At 72.5% G+C, this 22220-nt stretch carries 13 protein-coding genes; 9 read left to right on the top strand and 4 right to left on the bottom strand.

Annotation, left to right across the window (positions count from 1 at the left end; genetic code table 11):
- Positions 1-340: 340 nt before the first annotated feature.
- The 3 genes from AB0O01_RS36415 to eccD form a co-directional block, all read right to left on the bottom strand.
- Positions 341-1018 carry a response regulator transcription factor gene (locus AB0O01_RS36415; protein ID WP_365320408.1) on the bottom strand — a complete coding sequence of 226 codons (678 nt, stop codon included), beginning with the start codon at positions 1016-1018 and terminating at the stop codon, positions 341-343.
- Between the two features lie 362 nt (positions 1019-1380).
- A complete protein-coding gene (gene eccB / locus AB0O01_RS36410; RefSeq protein ID WP_365320406.1) occupies positions 1381-2970 on the bottom strand; it encodes a type VII secretion protein EccB in 1590 nt (529 codons plus the stop codon).
- Positions 2971-3021: 51 nt separating this feature from the next.
- The gene (eccD, locus tag AB0O01_RS36405; protein WP_365320404.1) at positions 3022-4434 is read right to left on the bottom strand and encodes a type VII secretion integral membrane protein EccD; all 1413 of its coding nucleotides are present in this window, start codon (positions 4432-4434) and stop codon (positions 3022-3024) included.
- 513 nt (positions 4435-4947) lie between these two features.
- Here eccD and eccCa point away from each other — a divergent pair.
- Positions 4948-8991: a type VII secretion protein EccCa gene (gene eccCa, locus AB0O01_RS36400; protein ID WP_365320410.1), complete on the top strand. Its 4044-nt coding sequence runs from the start codon at positions 4948-4950 to the stop codon at positions 8989-8991.
- A gap of 14 nt (positions 8992-9005) precedes the next feature.
- On the opposite strand, the gene AB0O01_RS36395 is transcribed toward eccCa, so the two are convergent.
- Positions 9006-10304, bottom strand: coding sequence for a S8 family serine peptidase (locus AB0O01_RS36395; protein WP_365320402.1), 1299 nt, complete (start codon positions 10302-10304; stop codon positions 9006-9008).
- 158 nt (positions 10305-10462) lie between these two features.
- On the opposite strand from AB0O01_RS36395, the gene AB0O01_RS36390 reads away from it, so the two are divergent.
- The 8 genes from AB0O01_RS36390 (at position 10463) to AB0O01_RS36355 (ending at position 22169) form a co-directional block, all read left to right on the top strand.
- Positions 10463-13837 carry a hypothetical protein gene (locus tag AB0O01_RS36390; RefSeq protein WP_365320401.1) on the top strand — a complete coding sequence of 1125 codons (3375 nt, stop codon included), beginning with the start codon at positions 10463-10465 and terminating at the stop codon, positions 13835-13837.
- Positions 13838-14216: 379 nt separating this feature from the next.
- Positions 14217-15947 (top strand): hypothetical protein, encoded by a 1731-nt coding sequence (locus AB0O01_RS36385; RefSeq protein WP_365320399.1) that lies wholly within the window; start codon positions 14217-14219, stop codon positions 15945-15947.
- Positions 15948-16439: 492 nt separating this feature from the next.
- Complete coding sequence (locus AB0O01_RS36380) at positions 16440-16784, top strand: hypothetical protein (RefSeq protein WP_365320398.1); 345 nt, start codon at positions 16440-16442, stop codon at positions 16782-16784.
- Positions 16785-16838: 54 nt separating this feature from the next.
- The gene (locus tag AB0O01_RS36375) at positions 16839-17141 is read left to right on the top strand and encodes a WXG100 family type VII secretion target (protein ID WP_365320397.1); all 303 of its coding nucleotides are present in this window, start codon (positions 16839-16841) and stop codon (positions 17139-17141) included.
- A 136-nt stretch (positions 17142-17277) separates the two neighbouring features.
- Complete coding sequence (locus tag AB0O01_RS36370) at positions 17278-17712, top strand: type VII secretion system-associated protein (protein WP_365320396.1); 435 nt, start codon at positions 17278-17280, stop codon at positions 17710-17712.
- Positions 17713-17766: 54 nt separating this feature from the next.
- Positions 17767-21354, top strand: coding sequence for an AAWKG family protein (locus AB0O01_RS36365; protein ID WP_365320394.1), 3588 nt, complete (start codon positions 17767-17769; stop codon positions 21352-21354).
- Positions 21355-21409: 55 nt separating this feature from the next.
- Positions 21410-21844: a YbaB/EbfC family nucleoid-associated protein gene (locus tag AB0O01_RS36360; RefSeq protein ID WP_365320393.1), complete on the top strand. Its 435-nt coding sequence runs from the start codon at positions 21410-21412 to the stop codon at positions 21842-21844.
- Positions 21837-22169 carry a hypothetical protein gene (locus AB0O01_RS36355; protein WP_365320392.1) on the top strand — a complete coding sequence of 111 codons (333 nt, stop codon included), beginning with the start codon at positions 21837-21839 and terminating at the stop codon, positions 22167-22169. The genes AB0O01_RS36360 and AB0O01_RS36355 overlap by 8 nt, the downstream gene beginning before the upstream one ends.
- Positions 22170-22220: the final 51 nt, after the last annotated feature.

Genomic DNA, 22220 nt, shown 5'->3' with positions numbered 1-22220 from the left:
ACCCGTCAGGGCCAGGAACAAGCCGTTGAAGTCCTCGGCGGCCATGAACGTTCTTCCCGGTCATCCGCGCCGCGTTGTACGCGATCGCCACCACCGGACCTCCCAATTACCGGATCCTGCCTCCCGGGTTACGTTTCCGCAAGCCCCGTGACACATGAAATTAACTGAGATCGGGAGGAGTTAGGTTTTCTTTACCGAGAGCGACAGCTTTTGAACAGAACCCGGACAGCGGAACCCGGACAGCAAAAGAAGCCGGACAGCAAAAAGGGGCACACCGCTGGCCTCGGCCAACGGTGCGCTCCGCGAGAGTGAAGGTTCGGGGCAGATTTCTCTGCAGCGGTCAGAGAATTCCGGTCCGAACCGCCTGGGCGACAGCCTGGGTACGGTTCTTGCACTTCAACTGCTTGACGCTGTCATGGATGATGCCCTTGATGGTGCGCTCCGAATAGCTCATCCTCTCGGATATCTCCACCGTGTTCATTCCTTCGGACAGCATGCGCAGCACCTCGATCTCACGGGCCGAGAGCCCGCCCCGTCGAGTTAACCGCGCCAGCGTCTGCTGCCGCTGCTGGTGGCCGAGCTCGGCAATGAGATGACCGACCAGTTCGTCCGGCATACGACTGCGCCCAGAACTTGCCTCCATGGTGGCGTCGAGCAATTGCTCAAGGCTGGAACTGCTCCGGTAGAGAAAGCTGGTGAGTCCGTATTCCACGGCGAGCGTGAGCTGCCGTTCGTTGACCCGGTCAGCCATCACCACGACGGGGACGGGTGAACCGCCCGCCCGCGCCGCGTCCTGCTTCAGGATCCTGAGCCAGTCGTCGTCCAGGCTGTGCAGGAGCAGCACCGAGACATCCGCCTCGGCGAGGCCCTGCTGAGGAACGATGGTCACCGTCGCCCGGGTCTGGAGATAGGCGCTGGTGGCATGTTCCAGGATGGTGTCGCTGGCGCGCAGTACGACCGAGATCGGTGCGCCCAACGCGCCGGCTATGCCTTCCGCTTGAGTCATTGTCACTGTCACTTCGGTTCCCCACATAGAGCCGACATACGAAGCTCGGTTCTGTGCCTTGCACCCCTCCCCGCCACACTCGCCGACGTCCGAGCGGCGTCCGCGTGTCGATGCGTGACTAGGCACTCCTGCACCGTAGGCGACCGGGGAAGCGCTGAGCTTCCGTCAAATGACCGAGTGCGACTTAGCCCGTTCTGACATTGCCTCAACCCTTTTGGGTTACTTTCAAGCAACCAATTGTCGGGATCGGTCCGTTGGCGACAGTGACGCAGGTCACGCGGGTGGTGCGGGTCACGCCGGCCGTGCGGGGTGCGCGGTTCGTGCGGAGGGGACGGGCGGGCCGGGCGGCTGCGGGGGCCCGGGTGGGGGCGCGGCTAGCGCAGTTCCACCGTCCCCTGGCCCCCCGGCGGCGGTCCCCCGGCGGGCGGCGCCGCCGGGGTCCGGGGCTGCCCGGAGGTCTCCGGCTCCGGCTCCCCCGACGCCGCGCAGCCCGGCGCCGTGCTGATCACCGGCTGTCCGGCGAGGGCGCTCTGCGGGGAGAGGTCGGGGCCGGTCGGCAGCATCGCCAGCAGGTTGGAGGGCAGTCCCCGGGCCTTCGTCAGGTCGTAGCCGAGAGCGGCAGCCGCCTGCGGGGTCGGGATCAGATACTTCATCCCGGTCTCGGTGACGAGATAGGTCGTGCCGCCGATCTGGCCGCCGCCCGCGCCCAGCGCCCGCACCAGGCTGCCGCCGTCCGGCTCCACCGCCACCGCGTCCACCGGCACACAGGCCGGCCGGGCCGGCGCCTTGGCGGCGGCGGGCAGTCCGCCCAGGTCGATCAGGGCCACCCCCACCGACATGCCCCCCGCGTCCCCGGACCCGGACGGCTGCGCGTCGCCCCCGGCCCCCTCCCAGCGCACGCAGGCCGCCTGATGGGTGCTCACCGGCAGCAGGGTCGGCGGGTTCTGCGGCAGGGACTTGCCGGCGTTCTCCACCGCCGAACCGGCGCCGGTCAGCCGGCCGCTGAGGCTGTCGGCGGTGAGCGGCACGGCGACCGGGGCGGCGCCGTCGTAGGCCCGCTCGCGGACGCCGGGGCCGCTCAGGGACAGGGCCGCCTGGGTGGGCGTGAGCGGCACCAGACCGGCGCGCAGCAGCAGGTAGTAGCGCTCGGCGGAGCCCGGGGTCTGCACCACGAAGACCTGCCCGACCCGGGTCTGGCGGCCGTCCAGCGCGGGACCCTCCTCGCCCTGCCCGGGGACGGGCGTCGGGGCGAGGTCGGGGCCCGCCGGGAGGCCGTCGAGGAAGGCGGCGGAGACCGGCATGGGGGCGCTGGCGCCGTAGCCGAGGGCCTCGGCGGTGTCGGTGCCGTCGGCGAGGCGGTAGCGGTTGCCGCGCCAGATGAGGTAGTGGGTGTCGTCGGGGCCGGTGACGAGGAGGGCGTCGTCGGCGCCGAGGCCGGGGCCGGGGGTCTCGCCGTCCACGACGAGGGTGGTGGCGGCGGTGCGCTGGTTGCTGTCGGTGGTGCGGATGGTGGCGCACACCTCCCAGCGGCCGGTGTCCAGCGCGGACGCCTTGGGCAGGGTGTCCGGGGCGCCCTCGATGCCGACGGCACCGCCGCGCGCGGTGTTCGCCAGGGACTTGGACGGGACCGTGCGGGTGCTCATGCCGGTGCCGACGATCAGCTTGGCGGAGGCGTAGTTGCGGACCGGGCGCAGGGAGCCGTCGTAGAGGTAGCGGTTGCCGGTGCCGCTCTCCACGATGAGGGTCTTGCCGTTCTGCCAGGTGTTGTTGCCGCCCGGCGAGATGAACCCGTACACCAGGAAGCCGATGGCGACGACGACGCCGATGCCCATACCGATGCCGATGCCCATGTTGGTTCTGCGGTTGGGGCTCTCGGGGAAGTCCGGGTCGGTGCGCATCAGGCCGGTGCTCAGCCGGTTGACGACGAAGCGGTGGGCCTGGACCTGGTCGCGGCGGGTCTGCATGGGTGTCGGGTCTCGCTCTCGGATCTCGGCTCTCGGCGGCGCGCTGTCGCGTCAGCCCTTGATGCCGCGCAGGTCGGCGTACACGTCCAGGACCCACAGCACCATCGGCAGCAGGGCGATGGCCGCCGCGGACTGGAACAGGTCACCGGCCCGGCCCCAGTAGGGCAGCAGGCGGCGGCCGGGCACCGTCCACAGGATGATCGCCACGACCACCCCGCCCAGCAGCATGCCCACGGCGGTGAGCTGGCCGTCCCAGTCGCGCTGGAGGGCCGCGCACACGGTCAGCAGCACCGCGCCGACCGCGCCCGGCAGCACCAGGGCGAGCCGCTGCCAGGCGTTGCCGAGGTTGCGGCCGTGCAGCAGCAGCACGGCGCAGAGCAGGGCGCCGGTGAGCAGTTGCGGGGTGCTCAGGGCGGTGGCGAGCCCGGCGAGACAGGCCGAGCAGATCACCCCGACGGCCAGGTACAGGCCGGTCATCCAGCGGTCGGTGGCCGCGGTACGGGCGGTCAGCTCGTCACTGGGGTAGGGGTCGATGCCCTCTTGGAGTTCGTCGGGGGTGGTGGGCAGCGGCGGCAGCCGGAAGCCGGACAGGGAGAAGCTCAGGGTGGGCACGAACGCGCCGAACAGCACCGCGATCACGGTCACCCCGGCCGCCGCCCCGTCCACGCTCTCGTCCAGGGTCAGCATCAGCACCCCGCCGAGCACCCCGGCGACCGCGACCACGATGCTCGCCACGAACGCCACCGGCCAACTGGTGACCACTGTCATGGCCAGCGCGGTGGCGATGCCCCACAGCGCCGCCCCGGCCAGCCAGCGGGCGCCGGTCAGTCCGCCGTCGCCGACGCCGGTCGCGTCGCCCACCACCAGGGTGCCGCCGAGGGCCGCGAAGGGGCCGGCGGCCAGGCCCAGCAGGATCGCGCCGGGCATGTCCTCCAGCACCCGGGCCGCCGCGCCCGCCCCGGCCAGCAGCATCAGGACGGCGCCGCCGCAGACCACGGCCCGGTCGGCGCCCGCTCCCTCGGTGAGGGCCAGCAGCAGCAGGACGGCGGCCAGCACCACCAGCAGCACCGAGCGCAGCGCCCAGCGGCTGACCTCGGGCGACCAGGAGTTGGGCAGATCGCGGATGGTGCTGGACACCCCGTCGACGAGGTTGTCGAAGCGGACCGGCGGCAGGGTCTCGGCGACCGGCCGCAGCAGCAGCATGTCCCCGTCGTGCAGTTCGAGGGACTGGGCGGTGCCCTCGGGGTCCAGCGGGTCGCCGCCGACGCGCTGGAGGGCCCAGCCGCCGTGCTCCAGACCCGACTCGTAGAGATCGTCCCCGGCGTAGCCGACGATCACCGGCAGCAGATCGGCCACCGGGATGTCCGCGGGGACCGCGAGGTCCAGCAGCTTCTCCGGCGCCCGTACGGTCAGCCGGCACAGACCGGAGGTGCCGGGCAGGGCCGCCACCTGGCTCTCGCTCATCAGGAGTGCCACCCTCCGAACAGTAGATTTGGTGCGTGCGGTGCCACCCGTGGCGACGCGGCGCAGCAGCGGACGCGGGGCGAGCGGGATGCGGTCCCGGACAGGCCCGACGGGTGACATTGGGGCGGCAACCCTTGCCTGAGGGGCGGTCCCAGGTGCACATAGTGGGGGCTGGCCGCTCGACTTGGGAAGCGGCGCGTCCCCCGGCGCGGCGAACCGTGGCCGCTCGGGCGGTCTTCCTCGCCCGAGTTGACATGACATTACGGCAGCCCGCGGGCGGTCCGGGGGACCCTGTGCCCCGGATTCCTGCCCTGTCGGGTGCGGTAAGTCTGCCCCAAGGGGCAGGGGCCTTGGCGGGGGGCATCGTCGGCCGGAGCATGTGTGTCAGACATGGAGGTGCGGCCCCGCTTGTGCCGCGCCCGCGCGCATCCGACCCGCGCTCCCGCCTCCCTCCGGGACGGGCGGCGGCCGGTCGGGTTCAGTCCGACAGCCAGAGGTGACGTTCCCTTGAGTGTGGTCTTCTTCCGCCGGCCCACCCGCCGCACGGGCCCCGAGATGCCCTCGGGCGACCTCGCGCTCCAGGAGCCGCCGGTCATCACCGAGCCGACGCCGAACAACAGCGGCGTGATGACCTATCTGCCGATGGCGATGATGACCGGCGCCATGGTGCTGCTCTACATGCGGCCCGGCTCCACCTCCAGCCCGATCACCTATGTCATCGTCGGTGTGATGGCGCTGGCCATGGCCTTCATGCTGATCGGCCAGCTCATGCGGACCGCCGCCGAGCGCAAGAACACCCTCAAGGGCTCCCGCCGGGACTATCTGCGCTATCTGTCCGGGGTGCGGCGCCGGGTGCGGCGGGCGGTCGCCGAGCAGCAGCGGGCGCTGGCCTGGCGGCATCCGGAGCCGGCCGCGCTGTGGTCGTTCGCGCGCAGCACCCGGCTGTGGGAGCGGCGGCCGAGCGACGACGACTTCGCGGAGGTGCGGCTCGCGGTCGGGGACCAGCGCCTCGGGCTGAAGCTGACCACCACCGCGACCACCCCGGTGGACGACCTGGACCCGCTGACCGCGCACGCGCTGCGCGCCTTCATCAACGCCTACTCCACGGTCCCGGACCAGCCGATCGCGGTGTTCCTGCGGACCTGGGCGCGGGTGCTGATGCGCGGGGAGCGCGAGCAGGTGGCGGGCACCGCGCGGGCGGTGCTGGCGCAACTGGCGGTGGCGCACGCCCCGCAGGACCTGATGATCGCGTTCTGTGTGTCGCCGGACCGGCGCGAGGAGTGGGACTGGGCGAAGTGGCTGCCGCACAGCCTGCATCCGCACGAGACGGACGGGGCGGGCCCGTCCCGGCTGATCTCGGGCAACGCGGGTGAGCTGGAGGATCTGCTGGGCGACGGCTTCAGTGAGCGTCCGCCGTTCGATGTGGCGGCGGAGATCACCAAGGAGGAGCCGTTCACGGTGGTCGTGCTGGACGGGGGGCAGTTGCCCGGCGGGCACCGCTTCGACCGGCAGGGGTTCCGCAACTGCGTGGTGATCGATCTGTCCGACACCCTGAGCTGGCGGCCCGGCCGGACCGTGCTCCGGCTCGAACTGGGCGAGGGCACGGTGTCGCTGGTGCGGACCGACCGCAACCGCAAGGAGGCCACCACCCCGCTGGGCCGCCCGGACTCGCTGGGCCCGGCGGCGGCCCGCGCGGTGGCCGCCCGGCTCGCCTCGCAGCGGATCGGCGACCTGGGCGAGGCCAGCCGGCCGCTGGAGTCGGACATCCAGCTCACCAGCCTGCTGGGCATCCCCGATCTGCACCGGCACGACCCCGTCGCCTACTGGCAGCGCCGGGCGGCGAGCACGTCGGGGCGGCTGCGGGTGCCGATCGCGATGGGCGCCGACGGGCATCCGGTGGACCTGGACATCAAGGAGTCGGCGCAGGGCGGCATGGGCCCGCACGGCATGCTGATCGGCGCCACCGGCTCCGGCAAGTCGGAGCTGCTGCGCACCCTGGTGCTGGGGCTGGCCCTGGCGCACTCCTCGGAGACCCTGAACTTCGTCCTGGTCGACTTCAAGGGCGGTGCGACCTTCCTCGGTCTGGACGAACTCCCGCACACCTCGGCGGTGATCACCAACCTGGCCGGGGAGGCCGCGCTGGTGGGCCGGATGCAGGACGCCCTCCAGGGCGAGATGATCCGCCGCCAGGAGCTGCTGCGGGCGGCCGGCAACTACAGCTCGCTCCTGGAGTACGAGCGGGCGCGGGCCGCCGGCACCCCGCTGGCGCCGCTGCCCAGCCTGTTCGTGGTGGTCGACGAGTTCAGCGAACTCCTCGCCGCGCACCGGGAGTTCATGGATCTGTTCGTGATGATCGGACGTCTCGGCCGGTCCCTCGGGGTGCATCTGCTGCTGGCCTCGCAGCGGCTGGACGAGGGCCGGATGCACCAGTTGGAGAGCCATCTGTCGTACCGGATCGGGCTGCGGACGTTCTCCGCGATGGAGTCCCGGGGTGTGCTCGGGGTGCCGGACGCCTATGAGCTGCCGTCGGCGCCGGGCAACGGGTTCCTCAAGAGCGGTGTCGAGCCGCTGACCCGGTTCCGGGCGGCGTATGTCTCCGGCGCCTACCGGCAGCGGTCCTCGGCGGCGGTGCAGGCGCAGATCCAGAGCCAGGTGGTGCTGTGGACCGGCGAGTACGTGGCCGCCCGGCAGGCGCCGGTGCCCGCGCCGGAGCCCGAGCCCGAGACGGATCCGGGGGTGAGCGAGCCGGAGGGCGGGGCGGGCTCCCTGCTGGCGATCGCCATCGGCACCATGCGGGACGCGGGACCCCCCGCCCACCAGGTGTGGCTGCCGCCGCTGGGCCAGCCGCCCACGCTGGACCAGTTGCTGCCGCCGCTCTCCCCCGACCCGGCCCTCGGGCTCACCACCGCCGACTGGCCGCAGCGCGGGAAGCTGACCGTGCCGGTCGGCATCATCGACAAGCCCTATGAGCAGCGGCGCGATCTGCTGACCGTCGATCTGTCGTCGGCGGGCGGGCATCTGGCGATCTGCGGCGGCCCGCAGAGCGGCAAGTCCACCCTGCTGCGGACCGTGATGGCCGGGCTCGCGCTCACCCACACCCCCGCCGAGGTGCAGTTCTACTGCCTGGACTTCGGTGGTGGCGCGCTGGCGTCGCTGTCCGGGCTGCCGCATGTCGGCGGGGTCGCGGCCCGGCTGGACACCGAGCGGATCGGCCGGACCCTCAACGAGGTGACCTCGCTGCTGGCCCGCCGGGAGCGGATGTTCCTGGAGCACGGCATCGACTCCATGCCGACCCTGCGGCGGCGGCGCGCGGCCGGGGAGTTCCCCGACGAGCCGCACGGCGATGTGTTCCTGGTGATCGACGGCTGGTCGACGGTCCGCAACGACTTCCAGGACCATGTGCCGACCATCAACCAGATCGCCACCAGCGGCCTCAACTACGGCATCCATCTGATGACCACCACGACCCGCTGGGTGGAGCTGACCGCCCAGGTCCGCGACCAGTCGGCGACCCGGCTTGAGCTGCGGATGGGCGAGGCCCTGGACTCGCTCGCCGATATGCGCCGCGCCAAGGAGGTCCCGAGGATCCCCGGCCGCGGTCTGACCATCGACAGCAAGCTGCACTTCCTGGCCGCGCTGCCCCGGATCGACGGCACCGAGGACGGCGAGGACCTCGCCGACGGCATCGGCGACCTGGTGTCGGCGGTCGCCGAGAGCTGGGCGGGGCCGGTCGCGCCGCCGGTGCGGATGCTGCCGACCCACCTCAGCGCGGCGGACCTGCCCGCCTTCGTCCCGTCGCCGCCGAGCGGACGGGCGCCGACCGCCGCCGAGGTGGTGCGGCGGTTCCGGATGCCGATCGGGCTGGAGGAGAACGAACTGGGCACCGCCTGGCACGACTTCTCCGAGATGCCGCACCTGGTCACCTTCGGCGACACCGAGAGCGGCAAGACCAATCTGCTGCGGGTGATCACCCGGAGCATCACCGAGCGGTTCACCCCGGCCGAGGCCCGGATCCTGGTGGTCGACTTCCGCCGCACCCTGGTCGAGTCGGTCCCCGAGGAGTACCGGCTCGGGCACGCGGTCTCCCTGGACCAGCTCGCCGAACTCGTCGACGGCGCGGCCCGCGCGCTGAAGACCCGCACCCCGGGCCAGGACATCTCGCCGTCCCGGATGAAGTTCGCCGACTGGTGGCGCGGGCCGCGGCTGTTCGTCCTCGTCGACGACTACGACCTGATCGCCTCGCCGATGCGCAACCCCTTCGACCAGCTCCTTGAACATCTGCCGCTGGGCTACGAGATCGGCTTCCACATGGTCCTGGCGCGGGCCGCGGCCGGCGGGATGCGCGGGATCAGCGATCCCACGGTCCGCCGGCTCATGGAGAACAACACCCCGGGCCTGCTGCTGTCCTGCCCGCCGTCCGAGGGCTATCTCTTCGGCAATGTGAAGCCGAAGCTGCTGCCGCCCGGCCGCGGCTTCTACATCACCCGCCGCAGCACCGTCCAGATCCAGACGGCGGTCCTGGAGCAGGAGCCCGAACCGACCCCGGAACTGCTGTGAGCGGGCGGCCCGGGTCAGGCCCGGCCGCGCCGGTGGCGGCGGGCGAGCAGGACCGCCCCGCCGAGCACGGCCGCCGCCGTCAGGGACACGGTGAGCACGGTGTAGGCCCGGCGGGCGGGCGCCGGGTCCTCGTACACCGGGTTCAGCCGGATGTCCGAGGCCCCGGCCCGCAGCGGCGGGGCGTCGGTGGGCAGGACGGCGGACAGGGCGCCGTAGGGGTTGAGGCGGGGCACCTGCGCCGGGTAGCCGCCCGCGACGAGCCGGTCGGCGACCTCCCCGGCGGTCAGCTCCGGCTCGTAGGACCGGACGAGGGCGGCGGCCCCGGCGGTGAACGCGGCGGCCACCGACGCCCCGTTGGCCAGGTAGTTGCCCTTGCCGCGCGGGCCGATCCCGGTGATGCCCTGGCCGGGCGCGGCGAGGTCGGCGCGCACCGGCTCGAACGCCCCGTCGGTGCGGGCGTCGTTGATGTCCAGGTCGACCACGGACAGCACCCCCGGCTGGGCGGCCGGCCAGAACGCCACCGGGCGGCGCTCCTCGGCCGGGGACTGGTCGGTGACCCCGTCCGGGACCCCGGCCGCGACGACCAGCACATCCTCGTCGGCGGCGTGGTCGAGGGCGGACTTGAGGGCGTCGGAGGCGGAGGTGAAGGCCAGCGACACGGAGATGACCTCCGCCCCGGCGTCCACCGCCGACCGGATGCCCTGCGCCACCCGCGCCGGGTCCGGCGCCCCGGTGGAGTCGATGGCCCGCACCGCGAGGATCCGCGCGTCGGGCGCGACCCCGCTGAAGCCGCTGCCCGCCGCCGGGCGCGCGGCGATCACCGAGGCGACGAACGTGCCGTGCCCCACGCAGTCCTCGGTCGCGCCGGTGCCCGCTCCGGACACCCGCCCCTTCAGCGCCGCCACCCCGCTCGCCACCCCGGTGTCGATGACCGCCACGGTCACCCCGGCGCCGGTGCTGAGCTGGTGGGCCCGGGTCAGCTCCAGCTTCTGCTGCGCCCAGGGCACGGCGGTCACCGTCCGGTCGGACCCCTCGGTGCAGGGGTTCTGGGTGAGGTCGTAGTAGGGCGGCATCACCGGCAGCTTGGGCGCCGGCGCGGCACTGGCCCCGGCCGACGGCAGCGGTACGGGGGTCTCGGCGCGGGGGGCCGCCGCGGCGGCGCCGGGGGCGACTCCTGCCGTGCCGCACAGCAGCGCCGTGGCCAGGGTGACGGCGGCGGCTCTGGACCGGCCGCCGGGACGGGGGTGCGATCCCGTGGGCCGGGGACCGGACCGGGAGCTGGACCGGGAACCTGGTATGCCGCTGCTGCTCAAGGCGGTGCCGCCTTCCTGGGAGGTCGGGTCCGCGGCGCGTTCGCCCACCGGACCGCCCGCAGTATATTCCGCGCATTCCAAACTTTCTCAACCTATCGAATTTTTGCCGCACTTAACGCTTTCCGCACATTTCGCACTTCGGTGTCCCGGAGGTCCCGATGAGCCCGCACAGCCCCCGCCGAGGCACCGCGTCCCGCCCCGGAAACGGCCGTTCCCGCACCGCCCCGCTCCGGCTGACCGGCGCCCGGGGCGTCTACGCCGTGCACGGCTCCGGCCCGGTCCCCGAGCCGCTGGCCGCCGCCGCGCAGGCCCTGGACGCGGTCACCGGCGCCTGGTCGTTCCCGGCCACCGCGACCGTGCTGGTCGGCGCCGGGTTCGACGATCTCGACGCCCTGTACGACACGCTGGAACCGGCGCTCAAGGAGTGCCGGGAGGCGGGCACCACCCTGCTGCGGCTGGTGATGTCCGGCGGCGCGGGCGGGTCCGGCGACCGCCCGGCACCGGCCAGCGCGCTCAGCGAGCGGTGGGGCGTGGACGTCCTCGCCCCCGCCGGGGTCGCGGTCGTCGTGCCCGGCGGCACCCTCTTCGCGCCCGAACTGCCCGACCGGGCGGGCGGCTGGTGGCAGCACTCCGCCACCCGGCGCCCCCGCCCGCTCGGCCCCCGCCATCCCGTGCCCACCTGGCAGGGCGCCCTGGACCGGGTCCCGCTGGACGGCGTCCCCGGCTGTGTCGTCGAGCACATCCCGGCCGGACTGCTCATCCAGCCCGCCGGAGCACCCCCGGAGGGCGTCGACGCCATCCGGTACGCGCTCCCCGTGGACCCCGACGGCCCGGTCCTGCTGGTGGACACCGCGGGCCGCGGCCAGGTGCCGCCCGACGCCGTCGCCGATGTCCTCGCCGTGCTGCCCGCCGCCGTGCGCGGCACCGTACGGCTGGTCTCCTCCGACGGCACCGACCTGCTCGCCCTCGGCCAGGAGGTCGCCGACCTCCTCGGTACGGAGGTGCAGGTCGCCAACGGGGTGACGGTCCTGCTGGAGGAGGGCCCCGCGGCGGCGCCCCGCCCCGCGCGCGGCGCCCGCCAGGAGACCCCCTGGGGCGACCCCGGCCAGTCCGGCGGCAGCCCCCGGACCGTGCTGCTCGACGCCGACGGCAACCCGTCCTGGCAGCCCTACGTCCGCGCGCTCACCTGCCGCCCCACGAACGGCGATGTGCCCGCCGCCCCCCGGATCGACAACTGGCGCGCCCCGATCGGCGGACTGCGCCCCGGCGCCGACCCCGGCACCCTGCTCCTGGACAAGAAGTGGCAGGTCACGGTGGTCCGGGCGGGCCTGTGGATCGGCGCGCACAAGGCGGTGCCGCCGCGCACCGCCGTCGAACGCCCGGTGCGGGCCGATGTGATGGCCGTCGACATCGGACTGCCGGGCCAGCCCCTGGACGACTCCCTGCTGGCCCCCCTGGAGAAGCTCTTCACCTCCCTCCAGGACGACGTCCGCGCCCACACCCTGATCCAGCTCCTCGGCGATCCCACCCCCGAGACCCTGCGCGCCCTGCGCCGCCTGGCGATCCGTCACGAGGTGGCCCTGCGCTCGGGCGCGGTCCGCCCGGAGCCGGTCCGGGCGGGCGGCCGGGCCGTGGCGGCACCGGTGGTCACGTCGACGCCGACGCCCACGGTGACTCCGGTGGCCCCGGCTGCGGTCGCCCCGGTGGCTCCGGCCCCGGTGGCTCCGGTGGCGCCCGTGGCTCCGGCCGTGGTCTCCGCCACGATCACGACGGGGATGGCGGGGACTGCGGGGGCTGCGAGCCCGGCAGGGACGGGTGCGGGAGCCCCCGCCGCAACTGCGGCCCCGGTTGCGACCCCGGCTCCCGTACGGCCGGCGCCCGTGCCGCCTCCGGCGCCCGCCCCGGCCCCGCCCGCCCCGCCCTCCGGCACCGGTGCCCCGGAGGAATCCGCACCCGCCTCCCTCTCCACCCCCGCTGCCGACCCCGCCCTCTTCGGTATCGCCCCCTTCGACCCCGGCCTGCTGGACGGCCCGCCCCAGCCCGCCGGACGCGAGGAGCCCGAGGAAGAGCCCGAGGAGCCCGCCCACCCCTTGCAGGGCCACGGCGGCGAGGGCGACGAGGACGAGGAGAGCGCGGCCCCGCCCTACGAGGAGCCCACCCCCGCCACCCCCCTCGGCGCGACCGGCTCGGACCCGCTCCCCGGCGCCTCCGCCCCCCGCCCGCCGACCGGCAACGCCCCCGCCCGCGAGGAGCGGCCGGCCACCGCGGCCCGGACGGCGCAGGCGACCGCGCTCGGCCCGGTCACCAACACCCGGCCCCCGGCCATGCCCCGCCCGAACCGCACCGAGCCGACCTGGAAGTCCGAACTCCCCCGCACCACCGACCCGGAGCGGGCCCCCTGGCCGCCCCTCCCCCCGGCCCCGGACCCGGACACCGACCCCGCCCCCGGCTCCTCCGACGACTCCGACCTCGCCCTCCCGGCCACTCCCCTGGCGGGCCTGATGACCTCCACCGCCCCGGACGGCGAGGCACCCCCGGCCCCGGCGCCCGCCCCCGTGGCACCCCCGGAGACCGACCCGGAGACCGCCCCGGACGCCGATCCGGACCCCTACCTCCACCCCTCCCCCTCCCCCTCCCCCGAGCCGGAGGCCACCGCCCCCGACCTCGATCCCGACCCCGAGCCGGAAGCCGCCCTCCCCGACAGCCCGGACGGCCCCGACGCCCCCGACCTCCGTACCGTCACCTGGCTCCCCGTCCGCCCCTCCCACCGCCCCGCCCCGGCCGAGCGGGACGGCGTCCGGGCCGGGTTGGGTGAGCGCTGGGACAACCACGCCGGTGCCGTGACCCGGGCGCTGACCCGGCTGCCCGCGCTGCGCAACACCGCCGACCCCGAGGACGCGGCGGCCGATCTGACGGTCCTGCACGCCTATCTGGCCGAGGAGTCCGGCATCCGGCGGGCCCTGCTGGAGTCGCTGGCGGCGGGCGGGGGCGAACTGCTGCCGCTGCTGGGCTGTGTGGCGTCGGGCCTGCGCAGGCTGCCCTCGTACCGGGGGGCCGCCGTACGGTCGGCGGGCGGGGCGCTCGGCGAGGCGGCCGAACTGCTGCTGCCGGGCGAGGAGCTGGGCGAGACCGGGCCGATCGGCGCGGTCGGCTTCGACAAGGTGTACCCAGCCGTGCCCGCCGACCACTATCTGATCTGGTCCATGACCGGCCGCAAGGCCGCCGCCGCGCTGGTCGAGCCGGACCCGGCGGCCGGACCGGACGGGGACACGGCGGCCGAGGTGCTGTTCGCGCCCGGCACCCGGCTGCGGGTGCTCCAGGTCGCCCGGCGCGGGGCGGCGCAGGTGGTGCTGTTGCGCGAACTCCCCGAGGCGGCCCCGCCCGCGGCGCCCGGCCGGCTCGACGACACCGACAGCTCCGTGCTCAAGCGGCTGCTCGGGCTGCTGGAGCTGGCGGCGGCGCCGGGGACGGGGGCCGAGGAGTGGCCGGAGCGGCGGACGGGGGCGCTGGGCGTGCTGGCCCCGGACGCGTGAAAGCGGGGGGCGGGCTTCCCCTATGGGCAGAGGTGTCCGTTCAAGAGGCACATCCGGGCGGTCGCCGTAGGCAACGGGCCGCGGGGCGCGCGAGAGTGGAGCCCATCGGGAAGCCGGTCTCGGAGAGGAACCGGCTTCCCGAGCCGACGCCCCGTCTTTCCGGGCGCGTCCGCGGTGTTGTCTTGGCCCACCGCCTCTCCACCCGGTATGTCGACAACGACACACAGACAGCTTCGCCGGGGCCCGTCCGGGCCCCGGTCGAGGTGAGGACGGCCGTCGCTTCGTGGGGGAGGCGGCGGTCGTCCTGTTTCCGTTTGGCCCGCACCGGCCGCACGTTCCGTACCGGTGCGCGAGCGAGCAAGACGATCAAGGAGCCAAGATGGCCATAGATACTCCGGTGGGTGGTTCCGCACCGCCCACCGTGGGGGCGGCCCCGTCGATCCGACGGGCCATTGCGCTGCCCCTGAACGAGGACGACTCCGGCGCAGCCGCCTCGGCGCTGCTCTCGGCCGGCCAGGCCGCGCGCAGCGCGACGGCGACGGCCGGGGAGGGCGGGACCGCGGCCCCCGGCCGTACGGTGCGGTCCGCGCGGACGGCCCCGGCGGCCGTCCCCGCGACCTTCGCACCCTCCGCCACGAACGCCGCCGCCCCGCACGCCTCCAGCTCGGCCGCCGCCCCGTCCGGCCGGCTGTTCCGGGGGCGTTCGCGCCGTCAGCAGGCCGCCGCGGCGGCGGGCGGTCCGGGCGGGCCCGGCCTGACCGTCGTACCGGCGACCGCCGAGGGCGAGGGTCCCGAGGGACGGCTCACCGCGGCGGCGGCCGAGGGCGCGGTGCAGAACCGCCCCGGGCGCACCCAGGCCGGGCACGGCTCGCGGCGCGGCAAGTGGCCGCTGATGGCCGCCGCGTTCGCGGGCGCCATGCTGGTCTCGGTGCCGCTGCTGAACAACAACCCCGGCAACAAGACGGTCACCGGTCTCGACGACCTGAGCAGCACCGCCGACGCCTACGCCAGCGACATGCCGACGCACGAGCCGCAGGACGGCGCGTCGAACCCGCTGGTGCCGGAGCCGGTGACCGACCCGGCCCCGGGCGCGGGGGCGCCGCCGCTGGTGACCAGCGTCGGCCCGACCTCGTCCGGCCCGTCGGGCGACACGACCCTGGACGACAACCTCCAGTCGGTGCCGAGCACCACGGACGGTCCGCCGTCCGAGGCCGACGGCCCGTCACCGGTCAAGGGCAATGTCCTGGGCAGTGTCCCGGGCGGCGACGCTCCGGGCAACGGCGTCTTCGGTCCGCCGTCCGCGCTGGGTGTCCCCCCGGGGGACAAGACCAAGCCGGGCAAGAACGGCGACACCGACCTGTCCGGCGCGCCGGGCTCGACGCCGGTGGTGGAGGCCCCGGCGGGGGCGCTGCGCGACGACGTGGCGATCCCGCGCACCCCGGCCCGTCCGTTGCAGCCGAGGACCGACGCGCTCCCGGCGACCCGGGACGACTCCGGGGACGAGCCGAAGAGCGAGACCCAGCCCCGGAGCCAGCTCAGCACGGCGCAGGACGAACCGAAGACCCCGACCCCGGTCAAGGCGCAGACCCGCGCCGCGGCCGACAAGCCGGAGGCGAAGCCCGAGCCCAAGCCCGAGCCGAAGCCCGAGCCCAAGCCGGTCGCGAAGCCGGAACCGAAGCCGGAGCCCAAGCCCGAGCCGAAGCCGGAGCCCAAGCCGGTCGCCAAGCCCGTGGCGAAGCCGGTCAAGGCGGAGACCAAGCCGGCCACGCCGGACTGGTCCACCCGGGTCGTCACGTCCACCTACCGGCTCGACCCGGGCCAGTCGGTGGCGTCGAACCGGATGAAGATCACCCTGCGCAGCAGTGGCAACCTTGTCATCACCGACGAGAACGGCGTGGTGCGCTGGTCCTCCGGCACGTCCGGCTCCGGCAACCGCGCGGTCTTCCAGGACGACGGTCACTTCGCCGTCTACAGCGCCGACGACAAGACCCTGTGGTCCTCCGGGACGGCGGGCAACCCCGGCGCCCGACTGGTCATCCAGGCGGACGGCAATGTCACCATCCTGTCGGCGGGTGGCGGCGTCCTGTGGTCCGCCGGGACCCAGCGCTGAGCGACAGACCGACGGATCGACAGACCGACGGATCGACAGAGTGACAGAGTGACAGAGTGACAGAGTGACAGGCTGTCAGAATTGACAGGCTGACGACAGGCTGAAAACAGCACCCCGGTACGCCCCTGACTTGACCTGGTCAAATCACGGTGTGTGCCGGGGTGCTCACGTTCCAGCGGGCCTCCGGCGCCCTCACCGGCACCGACCGGTGGCCCGCCTTCCCCTTGGTGCACGCGGGCTGCCCGTGTGGACCCAGGTGGACGTGGCCGATTGCGGGTCACCCGGAGCGAGATCTAGCGTCGCTCTAGCACTCCCTCTTTACGCCGCAAGGCACATCGCACATTCGCACATCACCTTCGCTCCAGGAGGTGCCGCTGCTCCTTCGAACGCGTCGCCGTTCGCGACGGGACGGTCATGGCGCGAGCCCCCGAGGCCGCCGGCCGCGAGGCATCCGGCATCACTCCTGGACCGCCGTCCCGATTGGGAGACCGTATGAGCACGCCGTTGCAGGCATCGACAACCGAGATCTACCAGGGCGCAATCAGCCTGCTGGAGGGTGCCAAGGGCAACCTGTCCAGCAGCCAGGGCCGGGTCCGCGACATGGCGTCCCAGTTGGGCGTCGACTACGGCGGCGCCGACGGCAAGATGTTCCAGCAGGTGCTGGAGAAGTGGCTGGGCGAGGTCGACCAGATCAAGTTCACCTGTGACCGGATGATCGAGCAGCTCAGCACCAGCATGACGACCTCCGGCAACGCGCAGGGCGACGCCGAGGGCCTGGTGCAGCAGTTGGGCAGCCTGAGCGCCCGCGACGACGCCTTCAACACCCTCACCACCTGACACCAGTAACACCCGAGCGCCCCCAGCCGCCCCGACCGTTCCAAGGAGCCCTTCGTGCCCGAGATCTACATCAACCACTCCGGCGCCGGCAACGCCGTCGAATCGATGACTGCGGAGAACCAGTACATCCGGCAGGTCCTCACCGAACTCCAGCAGTCGCTGAACGCCCGTATCGCGGAGTGGGCCGGTCAGGACCGCGAGGTCTACACCACCCAGGTGCAGCCCGCCTGGGAGCGCCAGGTCGCCAATCTGGCCCAGATCATCCAGCAGCACGGAAGCGTGCTCGACAACATCTCGTCGAACTACTACCGGACGGACCTCAGCAACGCCCAGGGCTTCGGCGACATCCGCATGTGAGCCGGTCCGTTCGGTCTGTTCGGTCCGTTCGCGTCCAGGGGAGCGCGCATCCGGGGCTCATGGCCGGGTGCGCGTCCCCGTCGTCCGGGCCCGTGGCATCCGGGCCGTCGTCCCCTCCCCGTGAAGAAGGTTCAGCATGCCCGATCTGACACAGCTCAACTCCACCACCCTCCAGGCGTTCATCGACAGCGAGCTGGTGCCGTTCTACAACCGGCTCGTCCAGCTCCGCGCGCCGGGACAGAACCCGCCGTCCCTGTTCGACATCGGCAGCATGCCGCAACCGCTGGTGCTGGGCCAGATGAACGGGGACTCGGACACCAGCGGTGAGACCGTACTCTCGAACACGGTGACCGCCGCGAACGCGATCGACAAGGTGCTCAACAAGCATGTGTCGGCCTTCCGCGATCTGGAGCTGGAGCTGGAGGAAGTGATCCGGAAGTTCCTCAAGACCCAGGACGACAACCTGAGCGATGTCACGGCACAGAAGTTCATGAGCGCCATCGACGACTACGTGGCACAGATGGACGGCGGTACGGGAGGCGGCAACCCCGCCTCCGGCAGCGGGAACTGACGGTCCGGCCCCCTCCCCCGGGCCGAGGCGGACGAGAAGCGGAGAGCACCCTTCATGGCTGTGGACAACTGGGAACACATCATCAACCTGATGACTGGGTTCAATCTGGGCGAGCGCGGCGACATCATGGAGGGCAAGGGCGACGGCGGCATTCCGTGGATGTCCGTGAACATCAAGGACAAGTCCAAGGTGCCCAAGCAAACCCACGACCTGGAATCGTGGGAGCGGGACGGCGGCAACGGCTTCTGGATCCGCTGGTACGGGCCGGTCAACACCAAGCGGCGCTGGACCATCTACGAGGCCGAGGTCAGGTTCACCGACATGACCGCCGGCCGTCAGTACTGGCAGCGGAGCTGGGACGCCCTGCGCACGCTCGTGCAGCCACCGTACTCATCGGTCGGCGCGAGCAGTGGCTACGGCGGCTCGCCCGGTATTGACCAGGGCGTGGACCTCAAGTCCTTCACCACGATCGCCCAGTCCTTCGACAAGGCCGGCGAGTTCTTCAACCAGCACACCGAGATCCTCAAGCAGTGGACGGAGTCGCTGGGTGACGAGAACGCGTCGTGGAAGGGCACGGCCGCCGGTGCCTTCTGGGAGCTGATCAACCAGCTCCAGGGGAAGTACGAGAACTTCAGGGGTGAGCTGTATCCCCCCGGCTTCTCCCCCTCCCACACCTCCGTCTCCACCAATTACCCCCCCAAGACCATCCACGCCGACTCACTGATCAACGCCGAAGTGTCGCTGCACACCGCGCTGTCGAACATGTACGACCAGTTCCTGCGGTTCATCTATCGCAACGCCAGCCCGATCCCGGTCACGAATCCCGACGGGTCGCGGGGGTCGATGAATGTCGACGGTGATCAGCGCGCCGCGATGATGCAGCTCATCCAGCAGCTCCTCATGTGGCTCGCGGAGAACAACTGGACCAAGCTGAAATGGGTCCCGGGCGACGGATACCAGCCCCAGCCGGGTTTCTCGCACACCACGGCCTGGGGCTCCCTCAACGACCTCAGCACCTGGGCGGGCATGGCCAACGAGTTGCAGTACCGGTGGCGGGTCAATATCGAGACCAATCTCGACACGCCCGCCCGGCAGGAGGTGGCGACCCTTCAGGAGAAGTGGTCACGGGTCCTCAACCCGGGCTGGAACACGGCGTTCGCCTTCGACGACACCTCGACCGTGACGCTCACCCAGGCGGTCCAGGAAGACACGACGGAGGCGAACGGCGACGCGAACAACGACGCCCTGAACGACGCCCTCAACAACATGGGGGACAACCTCAACGAGGGTCTGGGCAACATCGGGGACAACCTCAACGAGGGCATGGGGAACCTGGGGGACAACCTCAACGAGGGCATGGGCAACCTCGGCGACAACCTCAACGAGGGCATGGGCAACTTCGGGGACAACCTCGGGGGCCTCGGGAACAACCTCCTCGACGGCATGGGCAACCTCGGGGACAACCTGACCGAGGGCATGGGGAACTTCGGCGACAACCTGGGGGGACTCGGGGACAACCTCACCGAGGGCATGGGCAACCTCGGCGACAACCTCAACGAGAGCCTCGGCGGGCTCGGCGACCCGAGCACTCTGGGCGGACTGGGCGACCCGAGCACCCTCGGTGGGCTCGGCGACCCCGCCTCGGGCCTGCCCGACACCAGCACCCTGCTGAGCGGCAGCGAGATCCCCACCACCGGCGGCGACCTGCCCACCCTGGACGGCATGGGGAGTCTGGGCGACCCGAGCACCCTCGCCATGGACGGCACGGGCGGCCTGGACACCAACGGCGACGGCGTCCCCGACTCCCTCTCCGGGAGCGGACTGCCCCTGGACGGCTCCGGCTCCCTCGACGGCACCGGCTCCCTGGCCGGCGTGCCGGGCATGCTGCCGACACTCGGCGGCACCAACGGCACGACCGGCGGGGCGGGCGGCCTCACGGACGACCTGGGGTCCCTCGCGAACGGGGCCGGCGGTGTCACCACGCTCAACCCCGACGGCAGCCTGACCACCGAGTTCCCCGACGGCAGCAGCACGACCGTCAGCCCCACCGGCGAGATCATCACGACCAACCCGGACGGCACGGTCACCACCGACCAGCTCGCCCCCGGTCAGTCGCTGCTCAACCCCGACGGCTCGGTCACCAGCATCGACACCAACGGTGACATCACCACCCAGTTCCCGGACGGCAGCTCGCTCACCCACAACGCCGACGGCAGCATCACCAGCACCGACCCCGACGGCAATGTCACCACCGAGTTCCCGGACGGCACCTCCACCACCGTCACCCCGGACGGACTGGTGACCACCACCGACCCGACCGGCGCCATCAGCACCGACCAGCTCGACGTCGGTGAGTCCCTCGTCAACCCCGACGGCTCGATCACCAGCCTCGACGGGAACGGCGGCATCACCACCGAGTACCCGGACGGCAGCTCGGTCACCCACAACGCCGACGGCAGCATCACCAACACCGACCCCAACGGCAACGAGACGACCACCTTCACCAACGGGGTGGTGCAGTCGGCCACCCCGGACGGGCTGACCCAGCTCACCTCGCCCGACGGCACGGTCTCCACCCAGAACGCCGACGGCAGCCTCACCATGGACTTCCCGGACGGCAGCACCACCACGATCAACCCGGACGGCTCGGTCACCACGGTCAAGGCCGACGGTTCCGAGGTGACCAGCCAGCTCGGCGAGAACCAGAGCGTGGTCAACCCGGACGGCTCCCGCACCGCGCTCACCGACGACGGCGGCTTCACCACCACCTACCCCGACGGCAGCTCCATCACCGTCAACCCGGACGGCACGGTGACCTCGACGCTCCCGACCAGCGGCACCGGCTCGGGCCTGCCCGGTCTGGGCGGCACGAACGGCAGCACGGGCGGCCTCGGCGGTCTCGGCAACCTGGGCAGTCTGGGAAGCCTGGGAAGCCTGGGCGGTTCCGGCGGCAATGTCGACGTCCCCACCATCGGCGGCCTCGGCGGCGGGCTGACCTCCGACCCCGGCGGCCTGACCCTCGACAACGGCGACGGCTCCCTGTCGACCACCTTCCCGTCCGGCGCCACCTCCACCCTGGGTTCCGACGGCTTCACCAACACCCAGTTCCCGGACGGCAGCAGCACGATCAGCGGACCCAACGGAGAGTTCCAGTCGGTGCCGAGCCAGGCCACCGCCGACGCCGGCATCCCCGCCGACCAGCAACTGGGACTGGGCTCCACCGGCAGCACCACGACACCGAGCAGCGCCGCCAACGACTCCGGGATGGCCGCCCTGGGCGGCCTGATGTCCCCCATGATGATGATGATGGGTATGGCCCGGATGGCCAGTCAGGGCCAGGGACAGGGACAGGGCGGCCAGGGCGAACGCACCCGCGAGACCTATGTGGACGACGACGCCGACGGCCCGTTCGTCGCCGGCGGCGGCTACCAGCGGCCCCCCGAGCGCCCGGCCCCCGAGGTCTTCGAGGAGGAGGACGAGGACCCGGTGGAGGTGCCCAGCCGCACCCCCACCACCGGCCAGGGCGGCCAACCCGGCGAGGCAGCCGGCTGGCGCCCCGAGACCGAGGACTCGGGCTGGAACGAGGAAGAGGACGTCTGGGGCACCGGAGAGGAGGGCCTGCCCGCCTCGATCGGCCGCTGACCCAGCCCCTGGGCGGCCCCACCGCACCCACTCCACCGGAGAGGACCGGAACACCGTGAACGAATCACTTCGCCAGCAACTCGACCAGGCCATGGCCGACTTCGACAAACAGCGCAAATCCCTGGTCGAGGCCCGCAACGAGATCGCCTCCATCTCCGTGACGGTCCGCTCCAAGGACCGGGTCGTCGAACTCACCCTCGGCTCCGACGGCAAGATCGGCTCCCTGCGCTTCCTGGGCAACAAGCACCAGAGCATGACCGGCAACCAACTCGCCGCCAGCGTCATGGAGACCATGAACCGGGCCCACCAGGAGCTTTTCAGCCGGGTCTTCGCCCGGTTCGGCGAGCTGACCGACGCGGGCGTCGGGATCTCCGCCGACGGTCCCGACGCCGTCGACCGGATGGAGGGCATGGGCCTGGAGGAACTCCTCGAACCCCTGAAGGCCCCCGGCGGCCCGTTCAGCCCGGAGTGGGGTGAGCGACGTGGCTGACAACTCCTTCGCCGCCTCCCCGGACGGCATGAAGAACGGCAGCGGCCAGACCGAACAGCTCACCGATCTCATCAAGACCCTGCTCAAGGGCTACGACAGGTCGACCGTGTACCCCGCCGCCCCGTCCTTCGGCAAGGCCGGTGACGAGGTGGTCAACGCCGTGTGCGCGGTGTACGTCCCCATCCAGAACGGCATCATGGAGGGGCTCGAAGGCTCGGTCGGGGCGCTCCTCAAGTCGGCCGGCATGGTCAGAACCAGCGCGGGCAACTTCGAGCTCCAGCAGGACCAGAACATCAGCGACATCAGCAAGTCGGGGAAGCACTGACCCTGCATGGCCGCCGAGGACTTCAACGGCTTGTTCCTGGCCCTGACGGGC

The sequence above is a fragment of the Streptomyces sp. NPDC093252 genome, assembly GCF_040683675.1.
Taxonomy (GTDB): Bacteria; Actinomycetota; Actinomycetes; order Streptomycetales; family Streptomycetaceae; genus Streptomyces.
This window is presented reverse-complemented; position numbering and strand designations above follow the sequence as displayed.

What these genes read in the sequence shown, in the direction of transcription:
- AB0O01_RS36390 (WP_365320401.1), top strand. Translation starts at nt 10,463, where the DNA reads ATGAGCCCGCACAGCCCCCGCCGAGGCACCGCGTCCCGCCCCGGAAAC.
- eccB (WP_365320406.1), bottom strand. Translation starts at nt 2,970, where the DNA reads ATGCAGACCCGCCGCGACCAGGTCCAGGCCCACCGCTTCGTCGTCAAC.
- eccD (WP_365320404.1), bottom strand. Translation starts at nt 4,434, where the DNA reads ATGAGCGAGAGCCAGGTGGCGGCCCTGCCCGGCACCTCCGGTCTGTGC.
- AB0O01_RS36385 (WP_365320399.1), top strand. Translation starts at nt 14,217, where the DNA reads ATGGCCATAGATACTCCGGTGGGTGGTTCCGCACCGCCCACCGTGGGG.
- AB0O01_RS36365 (WP_365320394.1), top strand. Translation starts at nt 17,767, where the DNA reads ATGGCTGTGGACAACTGGGAACACATCATCAACCTGATGACTGGGTTC.
- AB0O01_RS36380 (WP_365320398.1), top strand. Translation starts at nt 16,440, where the DNA reads ATGAGCACGCCGTTGCAGGCATCGACAACCGAGATCTACCAGGGCGCA.
- AB0O01_RS36370 (WP_365320396.1), top strand. Translation starts at nt 17,278, where the DNA reads ATGCCCGATCTGACACAGCTCAACTCCACCACCCTCCAGGCGTTCATC.